Genomic DNA, 13,277 nt, shown 5'->3' on the forward strand with positions numbered 1-13,277 from the left:
GCTATTTATAATGTAAAGGTTGGCTAAGATTACATAATATTAAAATTATTTAAGGAATTTTATTTGCAGTTTGTAGTGTTATAAATGATTATATATAATGAGAGGGGTAGGATATCCAAGTCGTCATTGCAAGCGACCGTAGGGAGCGTGGCAATCTCATGAAATAATAACAAGCTCCTGAGATTGCTTCGTCAATTACTTCGTAATGTCCTCGCAATGACGATGACGATTGTGTATCCAACAGTAAAACCGATTTTAAAAATTATGCTTAACATCTTTTTAATTATTATTGCATTATTTATTTGCTTAATAACCTACCTATTTATCAGTAAAACGGATATTTTTACAAATTTATTGATTTTAAATAGCTTCACGACTTTAGTGAGTTTATTGATTTGTTGTTTAGGTTTATACTCAGGCAATAGTTCATATTTGGATATAGCAATTATTTATTTTCTTCTAAGCTTTATAGCAACAAACGGATATTTAAAATATTTCATAAATGAATCGAATGAAAACAAAACAGATTGATAGACATCTTGCCAAATTCGCTTATAGAGAGGAATTTGTAGGAGACACGAAACGCAGCACCGCAGCGTACACAAGCGTACGTGAGGATGCGAGTATCGGATCGACGCACAAATTACCTCTAGAAGTAGAGTTTGGGAAGATGTCTAATACGGTAATTTTAGGATGCGGTCTTAGCGGCATGTTAACGGCGCTTTCTTTTGCACAAAAGGGTATAAAAACTACTATATTCGAGAGTAAATCGGTAAAAAGCCTAGAGTTTTTTAAAGATATAAGAACTACTGCTTTAACGCCGCATTCTAAAAATTTCTTATTCTCTATTGATATATGGGAAGAGCTTGAGAAGTTTGTAGCAGAAATGCAAGACATATATGTAGTAGATAATAAGGCTTCAGAGATATTAGACTTACGAAATGACGCTGACGCTGTACTTGGATATGTGGTTAAGAATAGCGACTTTAAAAAAATGCTATTGTCAAAAATAACTAATAATCCGTTGATAACATTAATTGATAATAATCAATATCAAGAGGTTATAAGCCATAATGACTACTCGATTATAAAATTTGATGATAACCAAATTAAGTGTAATTTATTAATTATATGTGATGGAGCAAATTCAAAAGTGAGGTCTCATTACTTTGCTAATGAAATTGAGAAACCTTATCAAACTGCTCTTACATTTAATATTAAGCATGAAAAGCCGCATGAAAATTGTGCTATGGAACATTTCCTGCCGCTTGGTCCTTTTGCTTTGCTGCCTTTAAAAGATCAATATGCTTCATCCGTAATATGGTCAACTTCTTCTGATCAGGCTGCTTTAATTGTTAATTTGCCTGTAGAAGAAGTTAGGTTTTTAACTCAAAGAAATGCCGGTAATTCCCTAGGTAAAATTACTATTGATAGTGAGATTAGTAGCTTTCCACTAAAAGCCTGTATAGCAAATAGATATTTTCATAACCGTATAGTGCTTATTGCCGACACTGCCCACACAGTACATCCGCTCGCCGGACAAGGGCTTAATCAGGGCATAAAGGATATAGAGATTTTGAGTATGATAGTTAGTAATAATGGCACATTACAAGAATATCAAAAGCTAAGGCAAGAGGATAATTTTATTATGTATAAGCTGACTGATGAGTTAAATAATATTTTTTCAAATTATTCCAAAAATTTAAGATGTTTAAGACAAATAGGATTTAAGGTGATAAATAATTTTAAACCTGTAAAAAACTTGATTACTAGCTATGCGATGGGGAAGAGGTGAGTGTTCTTTTGTATCATTTCTAGCTAGTTCTGATGTCATTCCCGCGAAAGTGGGAATCCAGTAATCAAGAATCGATAAAAGCATTGTTTGTTTATACTTTTTAAAAGATGGATTCCCGCTTTCACGGGAATGACATAGAATGTGAAATAATATAGAACATAATTTTATGAGATATGCATGAGTAAAGAAAATTTAAGCAGTAAATCATCTATTAATACTCCTGAAGAAGGAATAAAAAATGCAGCAAAAGATAATAAGCTTAAATCTTCAATAAATACCCCTGAAAGAGTAGCGCTTTTAGAAGCAGCACAAACAAAAGCTTCTGAGCCTCCACAGGAGAACGGCAATCGTAAAATAAGCCAGCAGGAAAAAGCACGCTGCAAGAGGATACGGCACTTTACGTTGCTAGAGTTGCTCGTGTTGGAATCGCTGCAAGTGGAGTAGCAATCGAAGTGGTACAGGAGGGCAGTAAAGTTATCGCTTTAGCTATGGAAATTGCAAAAGTTACCGATAAAATGTTAAAAGCTGAGCTTTTAACTAAAGCAACATGGACTAAGTCTCAGACTTTTCTCTCACGAAAACAACACAAAAATAATATAAAGGGTAGTATCAAATTTAACACAAAGTATAATATTGTAAGTAAAAAAATCTTATTAGTCGATGATGTCGTTACCACTGCTGTTACTATAAATGAATGTACTAAAATTGTACGACAAGCCGGGGGTGGCGTCGGTATTGCTATAACATAATGTTATTGCAAAGGGACATGGTTTTGTGTATCGAAAAACACACTCGATGTCATCCCGTGGCTGGACCCCATGGTCAAGCCACGGGGTAACACAGAAGGTAACTTATGCAAAATGAAATAAAAAAAGTTTGTGTTATCGGTGCGGGAGTAATGGGTTCAGGGATTGCAGCGTTAATTGCTAATTCTTCTTATAAAGTAGTGCTGCTTGATATTATCGCTAAAGATTCCGATGATCCTAATAAAATAGTTAACACCGCTAAAGAAAATTTGCATAAACAAAAACCTCCACCTCCACCTTTATCTTTTCCTGATAAAGCAAATTTCATTACCATCGGTAATTTAGAATATGATTTAGATTTAATTAAAGAATGTGATTTAGTGATTGAAGTTATTGTTGAGAAGTGAGAAATCAAACACCAATTATATAATAAAATTATTCCTTATCTTAAAGAAGATGCAATTATTGCTTCTAATACCTCTACATTACCACTTGAAAGACGCAAAGAGAATTTACCAGATAATATTAAGTCTAGGTTCGTTATTACGCACTTCTTCAATCCGCCAAGATAATATGGAACTGCTTGAGTTAATTATAGACCCTATGATAAAGGCTGAAGTAATAGAAAGAGTATCAGAGTTCTTAACGAAAACGCTTGGTAAAATTATAGTAAAATGTAATGATACGCCTGGTTTTATTGCTAATAGAGTAGGGTATTTTTTACTTGAATTAGTAGCCCGTAAAGTGATAAGTCAGAAGCTTGATGTTGCTACTATAGATAAAATATTTACTACATTTTTGGGGCTTATGATCTAATCGGGTATGACGTAATGAAGTGAATTTCAAGTTCATTACTTGCCTCTCTTTCTGCAAATGATGCTTATCATAAAATCATATGTAAAGACCCCTGTTTTTGATAAGATGATAGAGAAGCAGTTAATTGGACATAAAGGTGACGGTGGATTTTATCGTTTATCGGTATCAAATGGCAAAAAGATTAAAGAAGTTATAAATATAAACGACTTATCATATAGTCCTGTTCAAAAAGTAGATATTTTAATCTTGATGCGCTTCTTGTAAGTGATTCGGTTTACGGTAAATTTTTTACTGAAATTATCACGGAATTTTATGTTTATTTAGCAGGTCTAGTTCCGTCGGTTACGGATAATATTTATGATATCGATGCTGCTATGAAGTTTGGTTACAGCTGGAAATATGGTCCATTTGAATTATTGACTATAGCGGCTAAAAACGGTTGGAATTCGGTAATTAAAAATGCCGATTTAATGCATATCCCACTTCCGCAATATTTAGCCAATAAAGAATATCAAAAAATCGATAAATAAAAATTTAATTCTCACAAAGATATTTTACAAGAAAGTCAGATAGTATTAGAGAATAGCTCGGCAAAATTAATACTTTATCAAGATGTTTTGATTTTTGTTATTACTATAAAAATGAATTGTTTAAATCATGAGGTGTTTTATTTACTACAAGAAGCAGCAAGTAAAGCCGAAAATGACGGTAAAAATCTTTATATTTATCCGCAAGGAAATAATTTTTCTGCCGGTGCTGATTTAAAACTTCTTCTTTCTTATATTGAAGATAAGAATTTTCACGATCTAGAGAATTTACTAAAGCTGGGACAGCAAACCATGCTCCACTTAAAATATTCCTCTGTACATGTTATTAGCTTGTGGTCTTGGTGTGGCACTTGGAGGTGGATATGAGCTGTTATTGCACTCAAGCTTTATTATAGGAAATCAAGAACTTAACGCAGGGCTTGTAGAACTTGGTGTTGGTTTAATACCCGGGTGGGGCGGTGTTACCGAAATGTTTGCTCGAAGTAATGGTAATAAAACTAAACTAATTAGAAATATCAGCAATATTATAGAGCAGAATAAAACAAGTTCAGCCGGATTACTTTAAAGCAGATTATGATGTAGAGAATATGCACGTAAATATGAACAAGCATTATATTTTAGAGGAAGCTTTAAAATTAAACCTACCTAAAAAGATAGTACCGATTCCGCATAAAATTACTTTGCCTAAAATAAATTTAGCAACAGCAATAGATACATCAAAATATAACGATCTATAAAATAAGGTGCTTAGCAAATTTCAAGATATTATTGATACACATAATGAAACAAATGAAGAAAAGCTACTTGCCTATGAGTAGGAAATATTTTTAGAACTTGCAAAAGATCCAAAAACTATAGAGAAGTTGAAAGTAATTGTGGGATAAACTCCTACTATGTCATTCCTGCGAAAGCAGGAATCCAGAAAAAGTAGTCTTAATATTAACAAAATAAACCTAACAAAACAAGTTTTTTGTAGGTTTTACTGGATTCCCGCTTTCGCAGGAATGACATAGTAGGAGTTTACCGGTCCACGCAAAAATGCTCACGGGAATGACATAAAAACCGTGCGGGTAATGCTACTCCACAATAATATTGCCTATAACACCACGATAGTAAGTTTGAGGGTCGTACATAGCTTCACTGTAAATAGCAGGAGTAGAGAATATGCCCTTATTAACTGCTTTGATTTTATACTGATACGTCATTTTTTGATCAGAAATAGTACCGAAAATCATAACTCTATCATCACGATTATTTATATATATCGGTTTCCATATCATTACTTCCTGCGTGCGTTCTAATATATTTATGTGGTTGTTATCCGGTAAAAGCTCGAAGCCTGCCGGTAATAAATCAAGTAGCACCATATTGCTCAAGGTTTTATTACTACCTGAACGCATGGTGATTTCCACCGTAATATTATCACCTAATTTTACTTTGCTAACCTCTTTATTATTTTCATCGAGATATTTTTTTGTTATTTCTATGCCTTTAACTATCTCTTTATTTTCTGTTAATTGCTTATCATAGCCTGAAGTTAAAAGCTGATAGAAAAAGCCGTTACTTGAGGATGTTAAGTTGATATTCTTATTTTCTACCGACAGCTCAGCAATCATCACTTTATTGCCTGTTAAAGTAACTTCTTTATCTGTAGAGGTTACTTTAATAGTAGCCTCATCTACATGATTTATTTTATCGGCATAGGCAAGACTTGCCATAATAGCATAGCTTGCGGATAGGCTATTATAGTTATCTTTAGCAAAAAGAGCGATATCCTGTACAATTTTTGGGTCAAAGTCTTTTAACCGTTCTGGAAAATGCATAGAAATTAAGTATAAATACTGACTATATTTTATTAGAGTATTGTAATACTGATAGTCTGTTTTTGATATAGGTTTATTTAGAGTAAATCTGTCTAATAATTTCTCCGCTTCTTCATTCATTTGCAGCATTTTATAGCTAGCTGCTAAATAAACGCTAGTCAAATCATCTTGCCATGTATTTTTATGGTACTCGTCTAAATATTTTAAAATATTTGCAATATAGCTTGTAGTAATAACGCTGTTTTGCGTCAGGATATAAACCGCATATGCCTTTTCTCTTGCTTCATCTAAGGAGTTTATTGATCTGTTAGCCATATTCTCTAAATAGTAAATACCTTGATTAAATGTATCACTTGGAACGGCTAAATATCTAGTTGCTCCCTCGCTTAAGAAATGCATAGCATAAACGGAAATAAATGGATCGGAATCGTCATTAAAATTGTTCCAATATCTAAATCCACCGTCATAATTTTGACGTTCTGATAAAGTTTGGAATATTTTTGATAATGATTCATCCATTTTTTTACGATCAGTTTTAAGAATCTGAACTAGCTCTTGTTCATTATATAATAAAATATTGGCAAAATTTTGGCTTATTAATTGTTCAGTGCAACCATAAGGATAATTATCTAGGAAATCTTTAAAGCCAGAAATAATAGCTAGCGGTGATTTAGAAGCGGAAATTTGTAATTTAGCAAATTCAGGATATACATCCCGTAAGATTTTTAAATTAGCCTTGTTGTTTGTAATAAAGCCTGTATTAACTGTTGTAACGCTCGGACTAGCAGGGCGAACGCTCGTAGTACTAGTTAATTCGGAGCTATGTACTACTGCCATAGATATTATATCCGGCTTTAGGTGATTTATAGAAGCCACAACCTTTAAATCTGCCGAACCGAGTTGATCAGTTGCTTTTAATTTAACATTAATAGTAGCTTCCTTATTTTCGTCTATCGGGATCTCTTTAGGATAATCTAATATTTTAAGTCCTTCACTTGTTTCAATATTTAGAAAAACCTGAGCATTTCCTGAATCTTTTAGGTTATTAAATATTGTTACCGGTACTGTAAATTCATCATTTGGAGCTACAAATAAAGGTAAATTTGGATTGATAATAAGATCGGATTGGACTAATAAATCAGCTTGGGAAGTTCCTATAGAGTCAAGGCTTGAGGCTACCCCTATAACTCTTAAAGTGCCGTTAAAATAGCTTGGTATATCAAGTGTGACTTCTCTCTCATCAAGATCTGCTTCTAAAATTCCTGACCAAAATGCTACGGGAGGTTGGCTTTTTCTTTTAAACGGATTAAGGTTTCGAGCGACATTTATAAAACCGTCTCCGGCAGGAGCCGCCATATAAGCTTTCATTAATAAAGGACGCTCAGGTAATATTAAATCCATGATTTGTGATGTTCGGACTTCCAAGGCTTTATCGTTAATAAAGTAATTAAGCGGGTCGGGAGTCTGATAACCAGCAAATGATAATATCCCTGCATCAACAGCAAATATTATTATTTTACCGGGATTTGTAGTACGGTAACGAATTGCTAGCTTTTCTCCCGATTTGATTTTTGCAGGAAGTGTTAATCCAATATCTTGTTTATGCTTATAAATACCCGCAGTAAACGGTACTACTGCATAGCTAAACGGTGATATAAAGATTTCCGTAGCTTCTATGTCTCTTATAAATTGTACATTTACATATCCTTTACCCTCAAAGCCGTCAGGAATTTTTATTTCTTGAATGCTATTATTTTCATCAGCTTTAAACCATTCAAAATTATGTACTTTATCGGTCTCGATAGTAATTAACCCATAACCTGTATAAGGAGTTATAATATTTAAAAGAATAGTATCGCCGGCTTTATAATCATCTTTATCAAGTTTAACTTTTAAATTTGCTTTGTCTGTTAAATGAGCCGTAACATTTCCTTCACCTATTACCGAAAATTCAGCTTGGGCAAAGATTGTATCTTCTTTATCGGTTAAGTAAATAACGTAATCGCCTGCTTCTTTAGTAGGCACTTTATAAATATAACTTTCGTTTGCCGTGATATTAATTTTGTCAGAAGATATATTAGTCTCAATAGGTACTGAACTGTAAGAATAATTACCGTTACTATCTGCTACTAAGTTATTTACATAATTAATCTTTTTTAAGTTAAGAGTTAAATTAGGTGCAGCTACTTTTTCTGCTTTATTTGATATGGCTATGAATTCTATTGCCGCGCTTGTTTTTGTCTTAATATATTTTAGATCGCTATCGCTTCTAAATCCTATAATATAAGGCAGAGGTGACACTATAAGCGATTTGCTTGCGTTTACGCTTCTTCCTGCATCAGGCTCAAATCCTTCTGCTGAAAATGTTAGATTAAAAGTAGCGTTATAATATTTCTCAAGGTTAAGGTCAAAGTTGGCCGTACCTTTAGAGTCGGTAGTAATATCTCCTAAATGTTCGTTAAAAAACTCTTTATTTCCTTTGCTACTATAAAATTTATATTCTTTAAATCTAGGTACGAAAAACTCGGTAGGTCTAATATCAATAAAGCCGCTGACTTTTCTATTTTCTGCAGGAGTGCCGTAAAGATTTATGAGATTAACGGTTGCTTTAAGATCTTTTGGATTCGTCCATAGCTCATCTTGTGAGTTATTGAAGTTTATGTTGATTTTCATGCGGTCAGGCTGAAAATCACCCACCCTGACAGATACGCTATTAAGATAGTTATTGCTGCCTTTATCTCCTACTAAATATAAGCTTATATTGTATAAGCCGGTTAAGGCATCATCAAGCGTTGAGAATAAATATTCGCCGAATCCTTCTGCATCTAGAGCTATTTTACTTTTATCTATTACTTTTCCTCTAGGGTTAGTTACTTGTATTTCTAAAGGTAAGCCGTCAAATTTTCCTTGCCAGTTGGTTTGTTTGAGCATAATGCCTATGTGACCTTGCTCGCTTGGTCTATAGATGCCACGATCGGAAAATAAATAAGCTTTTAACCCTTGATCAGAACTAACGGCTCCTGCTACATCAAACCGAGAATAATTAACTTGTCTATCACTTCTACTATACGGCATAAATGAAAAATCATCCTTAGTAGTTAATATATAAGCCACTGGAGTTTTTTCTTTTGCAAAATCATTTATATTTGATAAAACGGCATGTCCTTTACTATCGGTTTTGCTGCTTACTAACACCTCACCGTTAAGTCCTATAATATCTGCTTTTACGCCGCCAGCCGGTTTACCGTTACTGATATAAGAAACAAAGATATGATGCGTCCCGGTTTTATCGGTTTTTACTATACAACCAAGATCGGTAACTAAAATTAATCTTTTATCTTGAGATATAATAATGTTATTATTGTCTTTAGCATAAACTTTTGCTAGAAATAATCCCTTGGAATAGCTGCCTGCTTCTTCTAAATTAAAATATTTACTGAAATCTAAATCGGTATAATGAGGTAAATTTAAATTTTGAGAGTTCACTATTACTTCCTCTTGAAATACCTCGGAAATATTATACTCATTAAAGGTATATTCATTTATAAAAGTTGGGTTTTGGAAAATATTATATCTATTTGTTTGGCTGATTAAATGATTAACTTCTTGCTGATTAATCTTATCGATTTCTAAATATAATTTATCTATGCCAAGTGAATATACGGGAAGCTTTCTTTCGCCGGCTAATGAAAGAATAGAACCGTCGGACATTAGCTTAACTTCTTTAGGGTTACCCGGTATTTGTACGATTTGAAAATAATCTGAGCCGAGTGTTAAATTATCCGATGTTTTAACACCTTGATTTACTTTAACAAGCAAAGTTCTTGAGGCAAACGTATCTACTTTAAAACTATGCATAGTAGTAATGTTTGGGACGGAAGATAAAAGCTCAAAATTTATTTTTTCACTCGATTTAAGAATATCATCGGTTATTTCTTTCGGATTTTGCCATTTATAGTTTTTTTGGCCTGCAACTCCTAAGAAAGCCGGCTTATCCTGTGGTAATAAAAATAACTCTAAATGTTTTTTTATTTCCTCACCCGACACTGGTGTATTTGTGGTAATTATAATTATCTGTTCCGGTTTTAGTTTATCATCTTTAACAATTGTAGCAGTACTATTAGTGATTTTTAAATATGAGGATAGACTTGGAATTAATACATTTTCTTTATAAGAATATCTTATGTTATTTGGCGTCTTATTATTTTGAGCTTTTACATTTTTATATGTGAAAACTTCTCCGCCATGTAGAGGTTTAACACCGTCTTTTATAATTACGGAAACTGTATCTTCTTTATCTGTAAGCGGCGGTATATTAGTAATAATCGTAGCTTCCGTATTATTGGTATTGAATTTGATAGAAAACGGTAATTTTTCTTTAGTTGAAGATTTTATAAACTCTATTCTTTCCTCTAGAGTTTTAGGATCGATAGGATAGTTAAAAGCTATTTTAGTTTGAACGAATTTTTTGGAAATATCGATATTATCCTGTAGATAATTCATTTCTTTAATAATAGGAAGTAGTGGTAAAGTCGTGAAACTTATATTATTACTTTTTAAACCGACAAAATTAGGGAATATATAATCTTCGATAGTAATCTTATAAGTTTGATGAGCTACAAAACTGCTTTCTGGAGTAAAATTTATGTTATACCACCAGCCAAATCGCCATTCTCCTTTAATATCAGGTGAAATAGATATGTAATCATTTATTTTTTTCCCGTTAAGCCCTAGCTCTCTTTGTGGCTTTGTACACCATTCTTTAATTCTAGAGTCGCAAAGGTCAATATTTAACGCATTTTGTCCTGCTAACAGATTTTCGTTAGTTAATTTAAAATATAAAGGTATTTTTTCGTTAAAGCTTGCAGCAATTAGTTGTAAATTTATTAAACATACGAAAATAGTAAATACAAATGTGCGGAAAATATTTTTCATATCTATAGCTTGTTATTTATGATAACTTCAATTATATATAAATAAAATTAAGTAAAGTAATGAATAAGGATATTTTTTTCAATATTTAGCAAAAATTTTTTTGTTATTTGGACAAGAAGAGTGTTATGAGATTGAGATTATCATAATACTCGGATTTACTATATTAGGAGGCAACTATTTGCACAAGCTATTTGTGTATTACTTTTCATTACAATTTTAAATATATCGTTCAAATATACATTTGCAGTACCTTTGAATCTTGCTCTAAATATTAAAGGTTTTACTTTCCCTAGCGGTCATATGAGTAGCGGCGTAGTATTTTACGGTATTGACGTGAATTGTCTTGCTTGGGTATGGACGGTATTTTGGGGATTACTCGGGTGTACTATTTCTGGGGGGCTGTTTTATAAATATTTTGATTTTCCTCAATCAAAATTAAATCGTTTTATTAATTTAGCTATCATTGTCGCTTCAGTAGCTTTGAGTGCATATATTAATTTCTATTCAAACAATATTTGGGATATAAGTTTTATTTAACTTGGTTCTTAATAGGTTTTAGTTTTCCACTATCAGTGAGGTTATGCCATTTCATATAAGATCAACGCATTAGTATATGAAGTGAGTTAAGTTGCACTTCGTTTCCTTATTTATCGTATAAAGCGAAATTCCCTATTGACTTTTATATAAAACAGTATAAGTTTCTTTACAATTTAATTTTTTATAAAGACATTATGCTCGGCTATGAGACAGAACAAAGCAGCTTAAATCGTAATCAAAAAGAAGCAATAGGTTTATTATCTGTTGGTACATTTCTTGAATATTTTGACCTTATGCTTTATGTACATATGGTAGTAGTATTTAATGAATTGTTTTTTCCAAAGGCTGATCCAAAAGTAGTTTTTATTTATTCTGCATCTGCTTTTTGTTCAACATATTTATTAAGACCTTTTGGAGCTTTTTAATATTTGGTTGGATAGGAGACGCTATAGGATGTAAAACAACAATTATTACTACCACCTTTTTCAATGTCTATATCTTGTTTAGCATAGATGATGTTAAGAAAGATGAGTCTCCCAAAAGACAAAAAATTGACCTCAGTTGAAATGATTTATTGTTGCAGAAAATTAAGAATAATGATCCTGAAATGGTTCGTGTAGAACTACCTTATGAAGAAGATAGTAGTTTTTTGTCAATTGTAATTAAAACTTTAGAGAAAAATACTGTAGTAAAAGAAATTGATTTATATGGCAGCAACCTTAGTAACGATGATATAAACAATCTAAGTAAAATTGTAAAGTTAAATCAAATATCACATTTAAACCTGCATTCTACTTCTTTAGATAGTGAAAAAATAAAAATTCTTATTGATGCTTTAGCAGATAATACCTCTCTTGAATATTTATCTTTAAATTCTATTGCGCTGAAAATAGAAGATTTAAGAATATTAATAGATGCTATTAAAAACCACCCTAATTTAAGTTCTTTAGCATTAGGTAGTAGTGAAGTAGGAAATAAAGGAGCAGCAATTGTTCGTGAGTTGTTTCATTCAAAACTACCGTTAAAATCCTTAGATATAGGACAAATGAATATTACTGCCGAAGGGATAGACGTTATCGCAAATAATATTAGCAGTGCAAAATTAATGTCGTTAAATTTAAGGTATAATAACCTTAGAAACGAGGGAGTCATAAAATTACTACATGTTTTAATGGCTAATCAATATATTAAAGAATTAATATTAAATGAAACAAGAATCTCCGAAAACAGTGCAGAAGTAATTGAAGGTTTTTTAACCTCAATATCTATTGATACTTTAGATTTAAAACAAATAACTTAGGAGATGAAATATATAGCATCTGCTTTAAAATTAAATCCATGGTTAAAAACTCTAAATCTTAATAACAATAATTTAACCCATAATAATATAAAAGAATTTACTACTGCATTAACCGAAAATAAAGCGTTAGAAACTTTACTAATAAGCAATAATATTGAAATAGGAGATCTAGGTTTTGAAGCAATAGCGAACATGCTACAAAAAACAATTCTCTAAAAAAATTAGCGCTTATGAACATTAAATTAGGAGATCTAAGAGATAATAACATAACCAATTTGGGTGCGAAAAGCTTAAAAAGCATTTCAGGTAACATGACGATTTTAGTAGACGGTAATGATATTGATAATTCAATATTTGAGAAAAGCGTTGAGGCTTTAGGAGAAAATAATTAAAATTATAAAATAATATTTATATGGCAAATCTAACAAATGCACAGAAAGAAAGGTTAACAGTAGAGTTTGTTAAATATGTAGATAGCCAGACAGTAGAGGAATCATAAGAGATAAAAATCGAGAGAGGCTTTATTAAAAAGTATTATATTAAACGAATCTATATCTGCCTTAAAAATCCTTACTGAACACTATAGGAAAATACACAAAAATAATAGTGAAGCCCTGGATGAAAGTTTGGAAAAATTAGCAGTTCTAGAGGTTTTAGCAAGTAAAACAGAAAAGATTATTCCAAAACAACTTGTTCCTTATATGGTATTCATGTTGGATTTGCTGACGAGAATCCTACCCACGGGCTATTCAATGACAACAACAACTCAAATCTGCA

At 32.1% G+C, this 13,277-nt stretch carries 9 protein-coding genes and 2 pseudogenes; 10 read left to right on the forward strand and 1 reads right to left on the reverse strand.

Annotated features, from left to right (window positions below; translation table 11 throughout):
* The first annotated feature begins 264 nt into the window (after positions 1–264).
* The 5 genes and pseudogenes from TENJIKU01_RS02565 (at position 265) to TENJIKU01_RS10595 (ending at position 4,789) form a co-directional block, all read left to right on the forward strand.
* A complete protein-coding gene (locus TENJIKU01_RS02565; RefSeq protein WP_014014489.1) occupies positions 265–531 on the forward strand; it encodes a monovalent cation/H+ antiporter complex subunit F in 267 nt (88 codons plus the stop codon).
* Positions 512–1,795, forward strand: a complete 1,284-nt coding sequence (ubiH, locus tag TENJIKU01_RS02570; protein WP_064429095.1) for a 2-octaprenyl-6-methoxyphenyl hydroxylase — start codon at positions 512–514, stop codon at positions 1,793–1,795. The genes TENJIKU01_RS02565 and ubiH overlap by 20 nt, the downstream gene beginning before the upstream one ends.
* A gap of 177 nt (positions 1,796–1,972) precedes the next feature.
* Complete coding sequence (locus tag TENJIKU01_RS02575) at positions 1,973–2,239, forward strand: hypothetical protein (RefSeq protein ID WP_064429096.1); 267 nt, start codon at positions 1,973–1,975, stop codon at positions 2,237–2,239.
* A gap of 44 nt (positions 2,240–2,283) precedes the next feature.
* Positions 2,284–2,633: pseudogene (locus TENJIKU01_RS02580) on the forward strand (ComF family protein).
* 15 nt (positions 2,634–2,648) lie between these two features.
* A pseudogene (locus TENJIKU01_RS10595) lies at positions 2,649–4,789 on the forward strand (3-hydroxyacyl-CoA dehydrogenase/enoyl-CoA hydratase family protein).
* A gap of 192 nt (positions 4,790–4,981) precedes the next feature.
* Here the strand turns inward: TENJIKU01_RS10595 and TENJIKU01_RS02605 are convergent.
* Positions 4,982–10,663 (reverse strand): alpha-2-macroglobulin family protein, encoded by a 5,682-nt coding sequence (locus tag TENJIKU01_RS02605; RefSeq protein ID WP_064429098.1) that lies wholly within the window; start codon positions 10,661–10,663, stop codon positions 4,982–4,984.
* A gap of 252 nt (positions 10,664–10,915) precedes the next feature.
* Here TENJIKU01_RS02605 and TENJIKU01_RS07325 point away from each other — a divergent pair, with 252 nt between their 5' ends.
* The 5 genes from TENJIKU01_RS07325 to TENJIKU01_RS08855 all read left to right on the forward strand — a co-directional run bounded on the left by TENJIKU01_RS07325 (position 10,916) and on the right by TENJIKU01_RS08855 (position 12,892).
* Positions 10,916–11,200, forward strand: a complete 285-nt coding sequence (locus tag TENJIKU01_RS07325; protein WP_227779885.1) for a hypothetical protein — start codon at positions 10,916–10,918, stop codon at positions 11,198–11,200.
* A 194-nt stretch (positions 11,201–11,394) separates the two neighbouring features.
* Positions 11,395–11,625, forward strand: coding sequence for a hypothetical protein (locus TENJIKU01_RS02615; protein WP_064429099.1), 231 nt, complete (start codon positions 11,395–11,397; stop codon positions 11,623–11,625).
* A gap of 149 nt (positions 11,626–11,774) precedes the next feature.
* Positions 11,775–12,500: a hypothetical protein gene (locus TENJIKU01_RS02620; protein ID WP_064429100.1), complete on the forward strand. Its 726-nt coding sequence runs from the start codon at positions 11,775–11,777 to the stop codon at positions 12,498–12,500.
* Between the two features lie 3 nt (positions 12,501–12,503).
* The gene (locus TENJIKU01_RS08850; protein WP_064429101.1) at positions 12,504–12,716 is read left to right on the forward strand and encodes a hypothetical protein; all 213 of its coding nucleotides are present in this window, start codon (positions 12,504–12,506) and stop codon (positions 12,714–12,716) included.
* Positions 12,717–12,730: 14 nt separating this feature from the next.
* Positions 12,731–12,892, forward strand: coding sequence for a hypothetical protein (locus TENJIKU01_RS08855; protein WP_172795027.1), 162 nt, complete (start codon positions 12,731–12,733; stop codon positions 12,890–12,892).
* Positions 12,893–13,277: the final 385 nt, after the last annotated feature.

The organism is Rickettsia sp. Tenjiku01 (genome assembly GCF_001653015.1).
Taxonomy (GTDB): domain Bacteria; phylum Pseudomonadota; class Alphaproteobacteria; order Rickettsiales; family Rickettsiaceae; genus Rickettsia; species Rickettsia rickettsii.

Bases quoted from the DNA above. Each gene is read 5' to 3' on its own strand.
- TENJIKU01_RS08855 (WP_172795027.1), top strand. From the start codon at position 12,731: ATGAACATTAAATTAGGAGATCTAAGAGATAATAACATAACCAATTTG.
- TENJIKU01_RS02605 (WP_064429098.1), bottom strand. From the start codon at position 10,663: ATGAAAAATATTTTCCGCACATTTGTATTTACTATTTTCGTATGTTTA.
- TENJIKU01_RS02615 (WP_064429099.1), top strand. From the start codon at position 11,395: ATGCTCGGCTATGAGACAGAACAAAGCAGCTTAAATCGTAATCAAAAA.
- ubiH (WP_064429095.1), top strand. From the start codon at position 512: ATGAAAACAAAACAGATTGATAGACATCTTGCCAAATTCGCTTATAGA.
- TENJIKU01_RS02575 (WP_064429096.1), top strand. From the start codon at position 1,973: ATGAGTAAAGAAAATTTAAGCAGTAAATCATCTATTAATACTCCTGAA.
- TENJIKU01_RS08850 (WP_064429101.1), top strand. From the start codon at position 12,504: ATGAAATATATAGCATCTGCTTTAAAATTAAATCCATGGTTAAAAACT.
- TENJIKU01_RS02565 (WP_014014489.1), top strand. From the start codon at position 265: ATGCTTAACATCTTTTTAATTATTATTGCATTATTTATTTGCTTAATA.